The organism is Halobellus litoreus, from assembly GCF_024464595.1.
In the GTDB taxonomy this organism is placed as follows: Archaea; Halobacteriota; Halobacteria; order Halobacteriales; family Haloferacaceae; genus Haloquadratum; species Haloquadratum litoreum.
The window spans coordinates 1,292,449-1,308,569 of the sequence record NZ_JANHAW010000001.1 but is presented as its reverse complement, the minus strand read 5'-3'; the positions used below and the strand labels follow the sequence as shown (position 1 = coordinate 1,308,569).

Below are 16,121 nucleotides of genomic sequence, written 5' to 3'. Positions count from 1 at the left end.
GCCGATGTGGCGGAGGAATCGACCCTGTCTCCGAATCGATCCGACCGCACACGCTGCGATACGAATCCGTTCTGCCGAAGAGAGAATCAGACCCGCTTCGCCCGACGCACCGCGTCCGCGACGGCCGTCACCGCGCGGGCCGCCCGCGTCGACGGCGCGGACCGGACCACCGGACGGAATGCGGGGACAGTCTCGCTCACGCGTGGGTCCGCCGGCACGGTGACTGTCGGCGCGCCCAGCACCTCCTCGAAGGCCTCGGTCGGCGGGTCGTCGACGACGCGGTTGACGACCACTCCGACGAGCCCCGCGTCGAGTTCGCGTGCGAGTTCCCGCGAGCGGGCTGCGTCCGCGAGCGCGTACGGCTGCGGTGACGCCACGACGACGCAGGCGTCGGCGACGGCCAGCGGCACGCCCGCGTCGGCCTTCATCCCCGCGGGGCAGTCGACCACGACGTCCCCGTAGGCGGCCTCGACGGCGCGGAGCGCGTCGTCGAGCATCGCGACGTCCGCCGCGCGAGCGCCCGCGAGCGATCGGCCGCAGGGGAGCAGCCGGACCGGTCCGCAGCCCTCCCGTACCGCCTCTATGGGGTCCGCACGGTCGGCGAGGACGTCGTGAAGGTCGGGGCCGGGACCCGTCGGGAGGTCGGCCATTCCGAGGTCGGCGTCGACGACGGTCGCGTCGAGGGCCGCCCCGAGTTCGACCGACATCGTGGACTTGCCCACGCCGCCTTTACCGCCGGTGACGGCGAGAATCATCGATCGACACCGATCCGGGACGTCGGGGTGGTCGGTCGATCTCCGTTCGCGGCCGCCGACAGCGAGGCGACGACCGGGGCTGCGTTCGTCGTCGCCGCACGGTCGGCGAGCGCGTCGGCGCGCGCGGCGACGGCCCGCAGCGCGGATTCGTCGGCCGCGACCGCCTCGGGAAGATCCGAGAGCGCGTCGACGCCGCCGCGGGCAGCCAGCACCGCCGTCGCCTCCTCGGCTGACGCGTCGGTCAGCCGGTCGGCGACCCCCACGCGAGACTCGACCTCGTCGAACCAATCGTCGACTGCCACCGGGACGGCGTCGGCCGCCCTCGGTTCAGTGTTCGTCGCGTCGGTCGCCCACGGGCCAGCGTCCGTCTCGTCGGTCGATCCGTGCGTTCCGTCGCTCGCGGTCGTCTCGGGTGAACGTGCACCGGCACCGATCGGAACGGCGTCCTGGGGCGGGCGAGCACGCCCGAGCGACCGAATCGTCGCCTCGACGGACGCCGATTCCGCTCCCGCTTCGTCCGCGGGGCCGAGCAGTTCGACCGAGACCGCATCGGACTCTCCCGCCGTAGCGGTCCGCTCTCGGGTCGTTCCGTGATCGGCCGAACGTCTCGCCCCCGAGGTCGATACCGGACAGGCGTAGCCCACGCCGAGGCGTCCCGAGGCGGGGACGACCCCGCGGAACCCCTCGGCGTCCCATCCGGCCGCCGGGACGCCTTCCGGGCGCGGCGGCAGGACGGGACCGTCCAGTCCGTTCGCGATCCGGACGCGGAGGTCGGCGTCGACAGTGCTCTGCAGCTCGACTCGCACCAGCGTCACGCCTGAACTGGTCGTCGTCGAGACGGTGGCCTCCAGGGGTCCGTCGACGGGAGTCGCCTCTGCCGCGTTGGGAGCGTTGGATCCGTCGGCCGCGTTGGGAGCGTTGGATCCGTCGGCCGCGTTGGAAGCGTTGGATCCGTCGGCCGCGTTGGAAGCGTTGGATCCGTCAGTAGCCTCGGGAGCGTCGAGAGCGGATTGCACGCGGGCTCTGGTGGCGCGTTCGTACATAAACCGTCGGGCCCGCCGGCACCGACGCCACCTAGCCGATCACGAGCGGCGCATCGAGGGACTCGAACGTCGCGGTCGGGCCGCCGAACGCGTCGACGACGTCGGCGGCGACGACGACGGGTGCGCGGATCGGCGCGAGGCGCGTGATCGCCAGCGCGTCGAGAACGTCCGCCGACGGCTCCGCGGGTTCGATCCCGCCACGGTCACGGATCCGGTCCCGCAGCGCGTGACGCGCGTCGCGGAAGTCGTCTGCGACGGCGGCGACGCGGGCGTCGCGAACCGCCCGTTCGAGGTTCCCGACCCGGTCTTCGAGCCGCAATCGAGCGTCTCGCTGGTCGCGGGCGCTCCGAACGCGTTTTTCGAGCACCGCCAGCCGCTGCGCGGCGGCGACCCGCTCGGTCGCGACCTCCGAGAACTGCCGGGTCGCTTCCGACAGTGACGCCTCCGCGGCGGTCAGGGCCTCGCCGTCTGCCGACGGGGCGTCCCGGAGGGCCGTCACCCGTCCGCGGACCGTGGCGACCCGTTCTCGGAGCCGCTCGGTCTCGGCCCCCGCCTCAGCGGCCCGCCGCCGCGCCTCCCGGAGTTCGGCGTCGTCGACGGCGGCGGGCGGCGACGAACGCAGCGACCGGACTGCGCCGACTAAGTCGTCGTCGTGCGGCGTCTCGACCCCGCGGTCGGCCGCGACGGCGGCCAGTGCGGGACGTGTCCGAACGTCGGCGTCGCAATCGAGTCGGGCGATATGCGCGTGCACCCGACCGGGGGCGGACGCGTGGACCGTCGGGCGGCCCGGAGCCGACGGGCATCCGTGGCGTATCGCCCGTTGGATCCGAGATGCGATCGGACCCGTCGCGGCCGCCGAATCGCGGAGGTCGACGACGGGGCCGGTCTCGGTGCTCCCGTCTGGGAACCGGATCGTAAAGTCCCGCTCGGCGACGCTGTCGGTCACAGCTCCCGCCCGCGCATCGCCTCGGAGTCCGGATGCTCGGTCCCGGCCGCGAACCGGTCGTACGGCGTACTCGGCGACTCCCGTGCCTCGTAGGCGGCCGCCGCCTCCCGGACGGCGTCCGGCGCGTCGGCGAACTCGTTGAACGGTTCGGTCCGTTCGATCTGCACGTCCCCGGCGTGTCGCTCGCGGAGCCGACACGCCAGAAACGCGCCGTACTCGGTCTCCCGCAGGAGCGCGACGCGGCCGAATCGACGGACGACGGTCTCCTCGTGGGCCCGGCAGGCGTTCCGGAGCGTCTCGCGCGCCCGACGCGAGTACGTCACTACCAACAACACGGCTACGCCGAGGTTTCCGGGATGGAATAAAAACCCACCTACATCGTCGAAACCGGCTTACACCGGCGAGACGTCGGCGTCGATCGTCGTCGGATCCTCGTCCAGCAGGTCCGCGATGCGCTCGCGGGCCTCGCTCTCGTTCTCGGCGACGACGACCAAACCGTGCGCACGACCGTCACCCGTCGCCTGATACGCTCGAAGGCCCGTTTCGCCCTCGAAGTCGGTCGCGTACGTCCGGAGGATCGTCACGACGCGCTGCTCGGTCGCCGCGAGATCGGACTCCCCCGACTCGAAGTCCCGAAGCGCCTCCTCGACGTTCCGGAGCGCGGATATTCGGTCCATTACGTCGTCCGGAGGTAGTCGTTTCGCGGTTCGTAGAGCTCTCCCTTCCGCTTGAGATTCTCGATCTCGTCTTCGGCCTTCGTCTCCTCTAAGCCGAGGTCCGTGCCCGCGCGTTCGATGACCTGCTCGACCGGCGCACCCTCCTCGTACTCGTCTTCGAGGTCCTCGATCAGGTGCTTGATGTCCTTGATCCGATCGCGCTGGTTCTTCGAGGTCCCGGTCTCGACGATGTCGGCGTCGAACTCACCCGTTTCGGGATCCATTCCGATGTCGCGGAGACACGATTCGACGATCTCGGTGACGCGGACGGCGTCATCGCGTTCGACCGTATCCGAGAGTCGAAGCCGCGCGGAGGCCTCCGAGAGGCGAACGAGCGCTTCGAGCTTCCGCGCCGTCACCGGCACGGGCGCGTCGTCGTCGGCGCCCTTCGCCCGGAAGTCGACGTAGAAGTCCCGGATGACCTCCTTCGCCTCGTCGGTCATCGTCGGGTAGCAGTTGCGCTTCGCGTAGGCGATGTACTTCCGCAGGAGTTCCGCGTCGATTTCGGGGGTTACCTCCTCGGTCGCGCTCTCGACCTCCCCGTCGGTGAACTCCGAACTCGGGATCTTGGACTTCTGGGTGTTCAACTCCCCCGCGTAGTTCGTGTTGATGATGTGCTCGGCGAGTTCGGCGTCGGTCTCGGGGTCGGGGTTGTCCGTGACCGTGAAGATCAGGTCGAATCTGGAAATGAGCGCTGGTTCGAGGTCGATCTGCTCGCCGATCGGTTCGTACTGGTCGAAGCGGCCGTACTTCGGGTTGGCCGCGCCGAGCAGCGAACACCGGGATTTGAGGGTGGCGTTGATGCCGGCCTTTGATACCGAAATCGATTGCTGTTCCAGCGCTTCATGCATTGCAGAGCGGTCCTCTGAGTTGTGAACAACCATTCCGTTCGCGACGAAGTTGTGCGTTCCTTGGACCGTGAGATCGTACACTTTTGGTGACCGATTCCGGCTCTCGATTTCGTCGTGAATCGACGCAATCCGCGCTCGAACCGCTTCGATCAACTCGAATGCGGCACGTCGCACTTCCTCGAAGTTGTCGACGTCGACCGTGCCCGAGAACCAGCGAGAGACTGTCGATCCTGCAACGTCTAACTGGTCAGCGAGCCGCTGGAACGAAACGCTGTGTCGTTCGAGTTCACAGCGGAGTTCGTCCCACGATTCGGCTGTCGGCTCCGTAGAGAGGAGCATCCGAGCGGAGTCTCGGGCGCGGTCACGATCGCAACCGATCTCATCGGCTAACTGACGCTCCAAAACCGGAATCCTATCGTCGCCGGAAGACGGCACGGTCGGCTCGACAGATTCGACCCGACGCCACCGAACGTCAGCCTCGACCAGCGCGGAAATACCAGATGTATTTGTATTCGAGATGGATTTCAGGATGCTTCGGAACCGGTCTACGACGGTTCGTCGGAGCGCATTGTTTTGCCCCCAGAGACGGGAGATCTGTTGTTGCGTGTACGCTGTTCCTTCGGCGATTTCTCGCTGTGAGACGTGATACTCGTCACGGAGAACGTTCAAACCCGTCCACGACGGGGACTTCTCAAGCAGTTCCAAGTCGGCGTAGGCCTGGTGCCGGCGTTCCGTGAATCGGGTGACAATCCGTCTAGCCCGATGAAGTGATGGGTTGGCATCGCCGTTCTCGAAATTGCAATACGTGGCATCGTTGAGCCCGCATTCGGACTGATAAAGCCGAAGCGACTCTCGGAGTCGCTGGAATCGGTCCCCGATCTCCGGGAGGACATCGATAATCGCTCTGTCTCCAGTCGTCCGTTCGACTGCCTCGTTCAGCGCCGACTGCTTTCTGTCGAGTGTGAACCCGATCTCGCGGTTGTACGCTTCCAGGGAATCTGCCGCAGTAATCGCCAAAATATAGAGGTCACGCTTGTTCGAGTACGAGCGGGTCTGTATTTGACTGCGGATTCCGAACTCCGAGAGGAGCATTTTCGTCCCTAGCAGCAAGTCGTAACTGCTGGAATGGATCTTGACCGACCGTAGGTCCACGGTCGCCTCCGAATCAGCGAGGCCTCGGATGAAGGCGGCTTTCGTATCGCCACCACTCCGAGTGACTTCGACCGGGACACGTTTGTTTTCGTACGTTTCGAGGTTCAGGCCTGATTCAAGGAGGTCGTCAACACACTCTTTCCCGTGGAGTCGGACGGTTTCGACCCCATCGTCTCGCTGTTCACTGGGGTGACGAACCGCTTCTTTGCCGTACGCCGTTCGGCAGACGGATTCGAAGTGACTCAGGAGTTGTTCTTCCTTGTTCGTAAACCGGATCCCGTGACTTCCCTCGGATTCGTTGCTGTAAACGTTGCCGTCACCGGCGAGATACCCTAGTATCGCACCCTTTGCCGGGGGGAGATCCGCCGTATCTCCGGGCTCGCTCCCGACTGTCTCTGGAATCGGAGCCGATGCCGTACCGCCGTCTGTCGCCGTTTCCCGAACGGCCTCGGGCACGTACACCCAATCGCCGGGCTCAAGTTCCCCAGTGGATTTCTCGGTTCGCTTACCGCTCTCTAAGACGAAGAAGGGGTGATCGGCAGTAGCCGACACTGCTTCCCCGGATTCGAGTGTCACTTCGTAGAGCGTGTCAGGGGCGTCATACTCGTGGACTGCGGTAACGGGCCGCGTGACGAGTGTCCCGTCTTCTGTGAGCGTCCAGACGTCCGCGACGTCGTCGCGGATCGTCCGCCCGTTCGACAATGGCTCAATGACTCCCGACGACGCAGCTTCGTGTGCGAGCTCACGGATCGGCCGGATCCCGTCTGTCGTATGGACGAGCGTATCGCCAGTCACGCATCTCATCTTATCCAGCTCGTCGACAGCCGCAATTCCCTTGTCGGCCAGGACGAGCGCACCGGCTTCGAGCGTCCACTGTTGGCCGTCGCCGAAGTCGTCGCGGACGGCGGCCGCCGTGAGACCGGCGGACGAACTGCCTTTCCCGGAGGTGTACACCGATCGGGGCGCGATGTTGCGTATATATTGAAGCATCGCGGACTTGCCCGTCCCGGGATCCCCGATCAAGAGCATATGCAGGTCGCCCCGGATCCGTGACCCGTCCGGGAGGTGCTTGGTCACGCCCGAGAACAGTTGCAGAATCATCGCGAGTTTCTCCTGGTCGTATCCGTAGATCGAGGGCGCGACGGAGGCGACCATCTTCTCGTAGATGTCGGGTTCGTTCGAGAGGTCGACGATCTCGGCGACGTCCTCGTCGGTGATGTCCATGTCCTCGAACTCCTCGTCCTCGATCTCGACGGCGACCCCGTCCATGTAGAGGTCGAAGATGGGCGTCTTCTCGTTGCCGGAGGTCTGCTGTTCGATGTGGAGGACGCCCGTGACGGTGACGTGATCGCCGGCGGTCACCCGACCGGTGACGTCGTCTTCGAGGTCGATGTCGATGCTCTGTGGCGTCTCGCCGCCCCGCAGGCCCTCGGGGCTCTCCTGGACGCGCACCTTCTGGGCGTCGACGAACTCGGATTGATCGAAGTCGACGTGAAACGGTCCCTGCCGCTCACAGCCCTGGCACTCGTGGGGTTCCTGGAAGCCGCTGTCCGACTGGGGGATGTAGGTCATCGTCCCGCAGCGCTGGCACTCGAAGGCCGCCTCGGTGATCTTCGGCCGGACGTCGGTCGCCTTCCGGACGATTCCCTGGACCGCGATCATCCGGCCGATGTGGTCGTCGTGGACCCGAATGCCCCGGATGTCGACCGTCTCGGGGAGGTTCGCCAGGCGGACGTGCGCGCGCCCGAGTTTGACGTCGGCGGGGAGGTCGTAGAGGCGCAACGCCTCCTCGGCGTACTCGCGTATCTGGTCGGGTTTCTGCTTGTAGTCCTCGGCTAACTCCGCGTCGAACTTGTAGAGGTCCTCGTAGTTGATGTACAGCGAGCGCTGTTCGTTCGGGTATTTCTGGGCGAGCGTGCCGATCTCGTCGCGGTAGTACTTCCGATAGAACTGGATGAACCGATCGGTGAGGTCGCGCGAGTCCTGGGGGGCCTGGGCCATCGCACCGGAGTAGGGTCCTCATCGGGTAAGAGTCTTCGCCAAGGGAAGTGAAAGTGATCGGCCCGCGCTCGACGGGAGTGAGGGGCGAAAGCGCGCCGCAGACGCTCACAAAGACACGTCGGTCTCGATGTCTTCGGTCGCCTCTTTCAGGCCGTCGCGGCGGGCGTCCGCCGCGAGTCGCGTCGACAGGTCCGCGTCGGTCAGCAGGTCCGAGAAGGCGTCGCGGAAGCGGTGGTTCACGCGGCGGGACGCCAGGTCGGCCGCGACGACGCGTCGGTAGCGGCGGACCGCGTCGGCGTCGACCGTCCCGTCGACCTCCGCGGCGAGTTCGGCCGCGAGCGCGTCGTCGTGAGGTCCGTCTGCGACCTCTGACGGCCCGTCCGAGGCGTCGGAATCGCCGGTATCGTCCGCCGAGAGCCGCCGTCGAAGCCGGTCGTACGGAACGGGTCCGTCACGGTCCGCGTCGCTGACGAGGTGGAGATCCATCCGCGCGCGGAACACCTCGTCGGCGTCGACGTCGCTGTCGAGCGACGCCGCGAGCGCCGCGTCGGCTTCCGCCGACCACGACCCGGCGTCCGCGCCCGCCGCCTCGGGATCGAAGAACGCGCGGACGACGCGACGGAGGTCGGGCACCGAAAGCGACGACGCGAACGCGTCGCGCTCGCGCATCTCCTCGACGATGGCCGTCAACCGCTCGTCGACGGCCGCCTCGTCGCGGTCGCTCCCGAGAGAACCCCGCGGCGCCGACTGCGACTCGGTCACGGTCTCCTCGCCGGTCGTCTCCACGAAGAGGTCCCGGAGGTCGGCCGTCTTCTCGTCCATCGGAAGCGTCTAGGACCCGTGGGCGTACAAACGTTACCATCGTAAACCGAAGTATTCATTGGAGTTTACGAGAGGGCAGAGAGTATGTCGGCAGAGACGCAGTCGATCGAACTCGTCGGAGAGGACGTCGTCGGCAACGTCGCCCGCGCGGCGCTGTTCGCGGCGCTCACCGGCGCGTTCGCGTACGTATCGTTTCCGAACCCGATCTCGCCGGTGCCCGTGAGCCTCCAGGTGCTCGGCGTGTTCCTCGCCGGCGTCTTCCTCGGCCCGGTGTGGGGCGGCGCGTCGATGGCGTTCTACCTCGCGGCCGGCGCTGCGGGGGCGCCGATCTTTGCCGGCGGAGCGGCCGGGTTCGGTCCGCTCGTCGGCTACACGGCGGGATACCTCTGGTCGTACCCGATCGCGGCGGCGCTCATCGGCGCCGCCGTCCACGGGTTCGACGGCCTGGAGGACCCGAAGGCGGTCGGCACCGTTCGCCTCGTCGGCGGGATGCTCGCCGGGACGGTCGTGATCTACGCGCTCGGGACGGTCGGGTTCGCGCTCGTCCAGAACGTCGGCCTCGTCGAGGCCTTCGCGGTGAGTGCGCTGGCGTTCGTCCCCTTCGAGGCCGTGAAGATCGCGGCGGCCGTCGGCGTCGTTCGCAGCGACGCCGCGGCAGCAGCGTGACCGACGCGATGACCTGGCACGTCGGGGATAGATCGCGATGATCCGAACTGAGGGACTGACCCGCCGCTACGGCGACGCCGTCGCCGTCGATAACGTCACGCTCGCGATCGAGGACGGCGAGTGCGTCGTCCTCGCTGGCGCGAACGGCTCCGGAAAGACCACGCTCGTCCGTCACTTCAACGGGCTGCTGGAACCCGACGAGGGGACGGTCGAGGTGAACGGGCGAGGCGTGGGGGCGGACCTCGTCGCCGCGCGGACGGCCGTCGGGATGGTGTTCCAGGAGCCGCGCGACCAACTGGTCGCCGCGACGGTCGGCGCGGACGTCGCCTTCGGCCCGGAGAACCTCGGCCTCGCGAGAGACGAGATCGACCGCCGGGTCGCGGACGCGCTCGCGGCGGTGAACCTCTCGGGGCGCGGGGACGACCGGGTCGACCAACTCTCGGGCGGCGAGCGCGAGCGCGTCGCCATCGCAGGCGCGCTGGCGATGGAGCCGGATCACCTCGTCCTCGACGAGCCGTTCACCGGGCTCGACGACCCCGCGCGGGCGTCCGTGCTGGATCGGCTTCGCGAACTGTCGGCGTCCGGAACGAGCGTCGTGATCGTCACGCACGACCTCCGCGACGTTCTCGGACTGGCGGACCGCGTCGTTGCGATGGCCGAGGGCCGAATCGTCGTCGATGGCCCACCGGAACGCGTCGTCGACTCGCTCGCGGGGTACGACGTTCGCGTGCCGGAGACGACCGAAACGGACGTTCGGGGCCGATCCGCCCGCCCGCCCGGTCGATGCTGACCTACGCCCCCGGCGACTCGCTCGCCCACCGGCTCGATCCGCGGACGAAACTGCTGGCACAGGCCGCATTCGCCGCCGCCGCGTTCGCGCACACGACGCCGCGGGGGCTCGTCGTCGCGACCGTCGTCGCGGCGGCGTTCCTCGCCGCCGGGCGGCTCTCTCCGCTCCGGGCGCTCCGCGGGTACCTGCCGGCGTTGCCGTTTCTGGCGGCCGGGCCGCTGATCTCGGTCGTCGACGTCGGGATCGGCGTGGGTCCGGATCCGGCGACGTGGACCGCGGGAGCCGGAGCGTCAGCGTGGTCGTTCGGGATCGATCTCGCCGCGGCGACCGATCCGTTGCTGGCGAGCTACCGGGTGCTTCTCATCCTGCTCGTGTCGGCGGTCTACCTGCACACGACGCCCGTCCGCGACTCCCGCGCGGCGATCCAGCGATTCGTCCCCGGGCGCGTCGGCCGCCTGCTCGGCGTCGGCGTCGCGCTCGTGTTCCGCTTCCTCCCGCTCCTGCGTTCGGACCTCCGGTCCGTCCGGGAGGCGTCGGCCGCGCGGTTGGGGGCGGAACGACCGCTCCGCGAGCGGATGCAACTCGTCGCCGCGGCGGGCATCCGCCGAGCCTTCGGCCGCGCGGATCGGCTGGCGCTCGCGCTCCGCGCCCGCTGCTTCGCGTGGAACCCGACGCTGCCGGCGCTCCGATTCGGACGGCTCGACGGCCTGGGGCTCCTGGTCGTTGCGGCGCTCGCGGGATCGGTACTGCTCTGAGGCGGGGCCCGCTCCGGGAGAGACGCGACCCGACCGCCGGGCGCAAAGCACTTTCCGTCGAACGGTCAACTCACGGCGATGCCTTCCAGACGCCGGTTCCTCGCCGGCGCCGCAACCGCCGTCGTCGCCTCGTTTGCGGGCTGTAACGCCGGCGTGTTCGAGCCGCGCGTCCGCCAGCCGGTGTCGGCGTCGGTGACGATCCCGCCCGACGGACACCGCGCGTGGCGGTTCGAACTCGCCTGGGACCGCGACGGGCGGCTCGCACTCGAGGAACACGCGGGCGACGCCCGTGTCACGACGATGACGCCCGCCCAGTACGAGGCGTACGCGGCCGAAGAACCGATTCCAGACGCCGAGCGGGAGGCCGTCGCACTGTGGCACGACGACGAGGCGTACGTGACTCAGAGCGAAATCGAGGCCGGCGAGTGGGTCCTCCTCTGTGAGAATACGGGCGACGGCCCCGCACGGGTGACCGTTCGCGTCAGCGTCGACGTGTGGGCGGTCGATCTGCGAGAGTAGCGTATCGAGCGACGCGGGGAGGCTGTCGAGCGACGCGGGGCTGCTGTCGATTTATGCAGGCTGCTGCCGCTCTCCACGGGTGCCGAGACGCGGTCCGTCAGTCCTGGCTGTACTCCTTCTTGAACCCGCGGAACTCCGTCCGGTGGGCCTCCTCGTCGGCCAGAAGCGTCACTGCGAGGTCTTCGGTCACCGGGTCGTTCGCCTCCTCGGCCGCGGCGACGAGCGCGCGGTACGTCTCGATGGCGTCGTCCTCGGCGTCGAGGACGCCCTCGATCACCGAGAGCACGTCCGTGCTGTCCTCGGGCGGCTGGAGGCTCAGCTGGTTCGCCTCGAAGGCGGCCGAGCCGGGCGGGTGCTCGTCGAGCTGCTTGAGTCGGTTGCCGAGCTGCTCGGCGTGGCCGAGTTCCTCCTGGATGTCCTGCTGGAGTGATTCCTTGATCTCCTCGGCGCGGACGCCGTCGAGGACGATGGAGTTCGTCATGTAGTTCATCACGGTCTCGATCTCGTCCTGGTAGGCCTTCTGCAACAGCCGAACGACTTCGTCAGACATCGTGGTTTTGCGTTCGGCCGCCGGCGGCAAGACACTGTCGGCGATCGTGATCGGGGGCTGTCTGCGACGCGTGGGCCGTCGATCCCATCCGCCGACTACGGATCAGTCAGCGGACCGTCGACGGGGCGCTGTCCCCGCCCCGTCGAGTTGTTGCGTCTCCGACAGCGACGAGACGACGGAGAGACATATATAAGGATTTGAACGGAGATGCTTCGCCCGTCACGACTCGACCGCACCGTGGCGACCGATGTCCCCGCCAGATCTCTCCCGTCGACCGCTCGTCGCCCGCTCGAAGAGAACCGTCTGGGCCGTGATGGCCTTCGCGATTCTGGTCGGGACCGCCGCGTACGACCGCAACTTCAACCCCGACTGGGCCGAGTGGGCCTGGAACCCCGGTGGCAACCTCGGGGCGAACGTCCGGACCTATCGGTACGCCGCGAAACTGGCCCGGGACGGACAGTCGTTCTACGGCGTCGCCCCGCCGGAACTGGGCGAGTGGGCGGTCTACCTCTACCCGCCGATCACCGTCACCGTCTACTACCCGTTCACCGGCTTCGAGTGGCTGACCGGCTACTGGGTCGTCGTCGCGCTGAACGTCCTCGCCGGCCTCGCCGTCGCGGCCGCAGTCGTGCGCTTCGTCGATCGAGTGGCGTACCGGCTCGGGTGGCTCGACGTCGGGTTGATCACCGGACTCGTGCTCGTCTCGCCGTTCACCTTCGGGACGATGTACTACGGCAACATCAACCTGCTCGTCGCGCTGGCGTTCGTCGCGGGCTTTCTCGCGCTCGACCGCGACCGCGAGGGCGTCGCCGGTGCCGCGTTCGGGCTCGCGGCGCTGTTCAAACTGTTCCCCGCGCTCGTCGGCGCGTGGCTGCTCAAACGCCGGTCGTGGCGGTCGATCGCGAGCGCGACGGCCGTCGGCGTCGGCGGGCTTCTCGCGGGCGTCGTCGCGTACGGCACGGAGCCGACGGTCACGTTCTTTTCGGCGGTCGTGTTCGACCGCGCGGAGACCGCGGCCTTCGTCGGGGGCTACCCCGCGGACGCGACGTTCTACGTGACGCTCCAGCGGCCGCTGTCGCACGTCGTCTGGGGGCTCTTCCCGAACGCCCCGCCGGAGGTGCTGACGCCCCTCGCCGCGCTCGTCGGTGTCGTGATCCTTCGTTCTCTTTACGCCGACGTGGCGACGCTTCAGGGGCGACTGATCGGGATCTTCGCGACGCTCGTCGTCACGATCACGCTGATCCCGGCGCTGCAGTGGTATCTCGTGCTGCTGTTCTTCCCGATGATCCCGCTGTGGTACGTCTGGGACGGTCCGGGACGCCGGCTCTTTCTCGCCGGCAGCGCGGTGCTGTTCGCGAACGAGTACCCGGGGTCGCTGGTCGAGGCGGTTCGGGAGTTCGGCCTCCCGTCTCTCCTGGAGGTCGCCCTCGTCGACGTGTTCACGTTCGCGACGGTGCCGCTGTACGGCATCGCGATTATGCTGCTCGCGTGCGCGGCGGCGACGCACGGCGTCCGCCCCGAGCGCGCGGCCGGCCGGGTCGGAAGCCGGATTCGAGCGGCGATACGCGATGTGACCGAGTGACGACCGTCAGGTCGGAGGAGAATCGGTCCGAGCGGGACGCGGTGGCTCTCAGACCCGAGACCCGTCGACGTCGATGGCGTCGACCGGGCAGATGTCGACGCAGAGCATACAGTCGATGCACTGGTCCTCGCGCGTCGGTTCGACCTTCCGCTCGGACTCGGGGTGCCCCGGCGTTTCGACCCACGTGAACACGTCGACCGGGCAGTTCTCCAGGCACGCGCCGTCGGCGACGCAGAGGTCGTAGTCGACGGCGACGTGCGTCCCGTGGATCCCCAGTTTTTCGGGGGGCTCGACGGGTCCCCAGACGTCTACCCCGTCGCCAAATTCCGTTTCGCTTGCCGACGAGCGGAGCTCGTCCAGCTCCTCCTCGCCGACCTTCTCGCGGTTGCTGTCGAAGTTCGGATCGATTCCCATTGCCCGTCAGTACAGTGGAGAGGATGAAAACGCCGTCGGTGCCGCTCCTTCCTCTGCGTTCGGGCCGGCGCGTCCCGGTGCAAAAGCTGGCGCTCCCTAGCCGCTATGCCACGACGTTTACGACACTCAGTCGGCCGCGCCTGACCATCGAGCCACCGGTCCTCGACTCGAGCCGCCGCCCCCGTATTTAAGCCGCCAGCTCTGGGACGGAACGTATGGGCCGTGTCAACGAACAGGACGTCGAGTGGAGCGAAACCGAACGCGAGGAGACGCATTTCAGACGAAAGAAACTCGCGGCCGAGACCGACGCGGCGGACCTCGGCGCGAGCCTCTACGAACTCCCGCCGGGGGCATCGTCGTGGCCGTATCACTTCCACGCCGGCAACGAGGAGGCGGTGTACGTCCTCGCGGGGAGCGGGCTGCTTCGGACGCCCGACGGCGAGACCCGGGTCGGACCGGGCGACTTCTGCGCCTTCCCGGCGGCCCCCGATGGCGCACACCGGCTCCACAACGACGGCGATGACCCGCTCCGCTTTCTCGCCGTCTCGACGATGCAGGACCCCGACGTGACCGTCTATCCGGACTCCGAGAAGATCGGCGTGTACGCGGGATCGCCGCCCGGCGGCGACGCCGACGAGCGGGTCGTCTCTGGCTACTACCGCCGCGACGACGACGTCGACTACTGGGAGGACGAGTCGTGATCAAGCAGGAAATCGTGATCGAGCGGGACGAATCGTAATCGAGCGGGACGAATCGTAATCGAGCGGGACGAATCGTAATCGAGCGGGACGAATCGTAATCGAGCGGGACGAATCGTAATCGAGCGGGACGAATCGTAATCGAATAGCGGAATCGTAATCGAGCGGGAGCAAGACCGATCGGTGGTGCGATCACCGCGCCGCGGCAGCGGTCACCGCACCGCAGCCGCTCGCTCGCCCCGAATCCGCCGAACCGCGTCAGTGAAGTTGTCGAACAGCCGCTTCGTGCGACAGGCGGCCGCGTAGTTCTCGTCGGTGACGCCGTCGAGCACCGACTGCCGGCGCTCGGGGGAGAGGTCCTTCTCGTTCGTGACCGCGACGGCGGTCTCGCGGTCGTACTCGGGGTGGAACTGCACGCCCCACGCGTCGCCGCGGCGGAACGCGTGCACGCCGTAGTCGTTCTCGGCGAGCAGTTCGGCCCCGGGCGGGAGTTCGGTCACCGCGTCCGAGTGCGTCGTGAAGGCGACGAAGGTCTCCGGGATCCCCTCGAACAGTTCGTCGTCGGCGACCCGCTCGATCTCGCGGTAGCCGATCTCGTACTCGCCCATGTCTCGGACGCGGCCGCCGAGCGCCGAGGCGACCACTTGGTGCCCGTAACAGACGCCGAGGATCGGCAGTCCGCGCTCGTCGGCCTCGGCGACGTAGTCGACTAGGGGTCTGATCCAGTCGCGGTCCCAGTAGACCGACGAGCGGGAGCCGGTGACGACGACGCCGTCGAAGTCGAACCCCGCCGGTCGCTCGTTCGCCGTCACGTCGAACTCCACGAGGTCGGCGTCGAGTTCCCGGCGGAAGTTCCGCGGCGTGTGTTCGTCGCCGTGGGAGGCGTCGAGAAGCGCGAGGCGCAGTCGGTCGCTGGACCGGGTCATCGGTCTGGAAAACGCGATGCGCCGAAAAAGACCTTGCGCCCACGGGCAGTCGTGCCGGTCTCTCGGACGCGACTGGGCCGACCGGGCGAGATCCGATCGGGTCAGATCACTCCTCGACCTGCCCGTCGAGGAAGCCGATCAGGTCGTCGTTCACCCGCCGCGACGCCTCGACGTGGACGAAGTGGCCCGCGTCTTCGACGCCGTAGAACTCGCCCCGCGGGAGCCCCTCGGCCAGCGCCTCGCCGCGGGCGGGCGGCCAGACGGCGTCGTCGCGGCCGTGGCACACGAGCGCGGGGGCGGTGATCTCGTAGAGCCGGTCCGAGACGTCGAAGTCGGCGACGGCGGCGGCCTGCGCCTCCCACGCCGCCCGGTCGGCGTCCGCTTCGGACCGCCACTCGACCATCCGCTCGACGGCGTCGGGACGGGCGTCGACGAACGCGTCCGACAGGCCGGCCGCGAGCGAGGATTCGAGCGCGTCCGGGTCGTCGGGGTCGCCCCACAGCGGTTCGAGGTCGAGGTCCGCGCCGCTCGCGGCCGTGCCGAGCAGGACGAGGCTGTCGACGCGCGCGGTGGTTCGAGCCGCCTCCAGGGCGACCATCCCGCCGAGCCCCGCGCCGACGACGTGCGCCGAGCGAACCCCGGCGTCCGAGAGGACGGTCGTGAAGTCCGCGACCAGGTCTTCGACGGCGTACGGGCCGGACGGGGCGTCCGAACGTCCGGTCCCGCGGAGGTCCGCCACGAGGCTCTCGTACGGCCCCGCGACCGCGGCGTGCTGCCAGCCCCACTGCCACGCGCCGTACCCGACGTCGCCGACGAACGCGACGGTCGGGCCGCTGCCGGCCGTCTCGTAGTAGAGGCCGACGTCGCCGTTCGAGGTTCGAACCATACGTACGAGTGAGACAGGAGCGGCTTAGGCGTCTCGGAGCGCGACCGCC

At 68.3% G+C, this 16,121-nt stretch carries 17 protein-coding genes; 6 read left to right on the top strand and 11 right to left on the bottom strand.

All coding sequences use genetic code 11. From position 1 onward, the window contains the following. Window positions 1-86 precede the first annotated feature (86 nt). The 7 genes from NO360_RS06690 to NO360_RS06660 all read right to left on the bottom strand — a co-directional run bounded on the left by NO360_RS06690 (window position 87) and on the right by NO360_RS06660 (window position 8,286). Window positions 87-755 (bottom strand): MinD/ParA family ATP-binding protein, encoded by a 669-nt coding sequence (locus tag NO360_RS06690; protein ID WP_256306817.1) that lies wholly within the window; start codon window positions 753-755, stop codon window positions 87-89. Next, window positions 752-1,771 carry a DUF7857 domain-containing protein gene (locus NO360_RS06685; protein WP_256306816.1) on the bottom strand — a complete coding sequence of 340 codons (1,020 nt, stop codon included), beginning with the start codon at window positions 1,769-1,771 and terminating at the stop codon, window positions 752-754. Before NO360_RS06685 ends, NO360_RS06690 begins: the two co-directional genes overlap by 4 nt. Window positions 1,772-1,829: 58 nt before the next feature. Beyond that, window positions 1,830-2,744 (bottom strand): DUF7856 family protein, encoded by a 915-nt coding sequence (locus tag NO360_RS06680; protein WP_256306814.1) that lies wholly within the window; start codon window positions 2,742-2,744, stop codon window positions 1,830-1,832. After that, window positions 2,741-3,079 carry a DUF7855 family protein gene (locus NO360_RS06675; protein WP_256306813.1) on the bottom strand — a complete coding sequence of 113 codons (339 nt, stop codon included), beginning with the start codon at window positions 3,077-3,079 and terminating at the stop codon, window positions 2,741-2,743. The genes NO360_RS06680 and NO360_RS06675 overlap by 4 nt, the downstream gene beginning before the upstream one ends. A 57-nt stretch (window positions 3,080-3,136) precedes the next feature. Next, window positions 3,137-3,421: a DUF7854 family protein gene (locus tag NO360_RS06670; protein ID WP_256306812.1), complete on the bottom strand. Its 285-nt coding sequence runs from the start codon at window positions 3,419-3,421 to the stop codon at window positions 3,137-3,139. Beyond that, the gene (locus NO360_RS06665) at window positions 3,421-7,464 is read right to left on the bottom strand and encodes an LAGLIDADG family homing endonuclease (RefSeq protein WP_256306811.1); all 4,044 of its coding nucleotides are present in this window, start codon (window positions 7,462-7,464) and stop codon (window positions 3,421-3,423) included. The genes NO360_RS06670 and NO360_RS06665 overlap by 1 nt, the downstream gene beginning before the upstream one ends. 105 nt (window positions 7,465-7,569) lie before the next feature. Further along, window positions 7,570-8,286 carry a conditioned medium-induced protein 4 gene (locus NO360_RS06660; RefSeq protein WP_256306809.1) on the bottom strand — a complete coding sequence of 239 codons (717 nt, stop codon included), beginning with the start codon at window positions 8,284-8,286 and terminating at the stop codon, window positions 7,570-7,572. A gap of 84 nt (window positions 8,287-8,370) precedes the next feature. Between NO360_RS06660 and NO360_RS06655 the strand changes: the two genes are divergently transcribed. The 4 genes from NO360_RS06655 (at window position 8,371) to NO360_RS06640 (ending at window position 11,016) form a co-directional block, all read left to right on the top strand. After that, complete coding sequence (locus NO360_RS06655) at window positions 8,371-8,952, top strand: biotin transporter BioY (RefSeq protein WP_256306807.1); 582 nt, start codon at window positions 8,371-8,373, stop codon at window positions 8,950-8,952. A gap of 37 nt (window positions 8,953-8,989) precedes the next feature. Further along, window positions 8,990-9,742, top strand: coding sequence for an energy-coupling factor ABC transporter ATP-binding protein (locus NO360_RS06650; RefSeq protein WP_256306805.1), 753 nt, complete (start codon window positions 8,990-8,992; stop codon window positions 9,740-9,742). Next, window positions 9,736-10,497 (top strand): energy-coupling factor transporter transmembrane component T family protein, encoded by a 762-nt coding sequence (locus tag NO360_RS06645; RefSeq protein WP_256306803.1) that lies wholly within the window; start codon window positions 9,736-9,738, stop codon window positions 10,495-10,497. Before NO360_RS06650 ends, NO360_RS06645 begins: the two co-directional genes overlap by 7 nt. A gap of 78 nt (window positions 10,498-10,575) precedes the next feature. After that, window positions 10,576-11,016, top strand: a complete 441-nt coding sequence (locus NO360_RS06640) for a twin-arginine translocation signal domain-containing protein (RefSeq protein WP_256306801.1) — start codon at window positions 10,576-10,578, stop codon at window positions 11,014-11,016. Between the two features lie 97 nt (window positions 11,017-11,113). Here the strand turns inward: NO360_RS06640 and NO360_RS06635 are convergent, their stop codons facing one another. After that, entirely contained in the window at window positions 11,114-11,566 is a 453-nt protein-coding gene (locus tag NO360_RS06635; protein WP_256306800.1) for a ferritin-like domain-containing protein, read from the bottom strand. 247 nt (window positions 11,567-11,813) lie between these two features. Here NO360_RS06635 and NO360_RS06630 point away from each other — a divergent pair, with 247 nt between their 5' ends. Next, entirely contained in the window at window positions 11,814-13,148 is a 1,335-nt protein-coding gene (locus tag NO360_RS06630; protein ID WP_256306798.1) for a glycosyltransferase family 87 protein, read from the top strand. Between the two features lie 48 nt (window positions 13,149-13,196). Here NO360_RS06630 and NO360_RS06625 read toward each other — a convergent pair whose 3' ends face one another. Next, a complete protein-coding gene (locus tag NO360_RS06625; RefSeq protein WP_256306796.1) occupies window positions 13,197-13,562 on the bottom strand; it encodes a 4Fe-4S dicluster domain-containing protein in 366 nt (121 codons plus the stop codon). A gap of 215 nt (window positions 13,563-13,777) precedes the next feature. Between NO360_RS06625 and NO360_RS06620 the strand changes: the two genes are divergently transcribed. Further along, window positions 13,778-14,263, top strand: coding sequence for a cupin domain-containing protein (locus NO360_RS06620; RefSeq protein ID WP_256306795.1), 486 nt, complete (start codon window positions 13,778-13,780; stop codon window positions 14,261-14,263). Between the two features lie 209 nt (window positions 14,264-14,472). On the opposite strand, the gene NO360_RS06615 is transcribed toward NO360_RS06620, so the two are convergent. After that, a complete protein-coding gene (locus NO360_RS06615; protein WP_256306794.1) occupies window positions 14,473-15,186 on the bottom strand; it encodes a type 1 glutamine amidotransferase in 714 nt (237 codons plus the stop codon). A gap of 106 nt (window positions 15,187-15,292) precedes the next feature. After that, window positions 15,293-16,072 carry an alpha/beta fold hydrolase gene (locus NO360_RS06610; protein ID WP_256306793.1) on the bottom strand — a complete coding sequence of 260 codons (780 nt, stop codon included), beginning with the start codon at window positions 16,070-16,072 and terminating at the stop codon, window positions 15,293-15,295. Window positions 16,073-16,121 lie beyond the last annotated feature (49 nt).

Coding starts and splice junctions, on each gene's coding strand:
- NO360_RS06690 (WP_256306817.1), bottom strand. CDS start 755: ATGATTCTCGCCGTCACCGGCGGTAAAGGCGGCGTGGGCAAGTCCACG.
- NO360_RS06670 (WP_256306812.1), bottom strand. CDS start 3,421: ATGGACCGAATATCCGCGCTCCGGAACGTCGAGGAGGCGCTTCGGGAC.
- NO360_RS06665 (WP_256306811.1), bottom strand. CDS start 7,464: ATGGCCCAGGCCCCCCAGGACTCGCGCGACCTCACCGATCGGTTCATC.
- NO360_RS06660 (WP_256306809.1), bottom strand. CDS start 8,286: ATGGACGAGAAGACGGCCGACCTCCGGGACCTCTTCGTGGAGACGACC.
- NO360_RS06655 (WP_256306807.1), top strand. CDS start 8,371: ATGTCGGCAGAGACGCAGTCGATCGAACTCGTCGGAGAGGACGTCGTC.
- NO360_RS06650 (WP_256306805.1), top strand. CDS start 8,990: ATGATCCGAACTGAGGGACTGACCCGCCGCTACGGCGACGCCGTCGCC.
- NO360_RS06645 (WP_256306803.1), top strand. CDS start 9,736: ATGCTGACCTACGCCCCCGGCGACTCGCTCGCCCACCGGCTCGATCCG.
- NO360_RS06640 (WP_256306801.1), top strand. CDS start 10,576: ATGCCTTCCAGACGCCGGTTCCTCGCCGGCGCCGCAACCGCCGTCGTC.
- NO360_RS06635 (WP_256306800.1), bottom strand. CDS start 11,566: ATGTCTGACGAAGTCGTTCGGCTGTTGCAGAAGGCCTACCAGGACGAG.
- NO360_RS06630 (WP_256306798.1), top strand. CDS start 11,814: ATGTCCCCGCCAGATCTCTCCCGTCGACCGCTCGTCGCCCGCTCGAAG.
- NO360_RS06625 (WP_256306796.1), bottom strand. CDS start 13,562: ATGGGAATCGATCCGAACTTCGACAGCAACCGCGAGAAGGTCGGCGAG.
- NO360_RS06620 (WP_256306795.1), top strand. CDS start 13,778: ATGGGCCGTGTCAACGAACAGGACGTCGAGTGGAGCGAAACCGAACGC.
- NO360_RS06615 (WP_256306794.1), bottom strand. CDS start 15,186: ATGACCCGGTCCAGCGACCGACTGCGCCTCGCGCTTCTCGACGCCTCC.
- NO360_RS06610 (WP_256306793.1), bottom strand. CDS start 16,072: ATGGTTCGAACCTCGAACGGCGACGTCGGCCTCTACTACGAGACGGCC.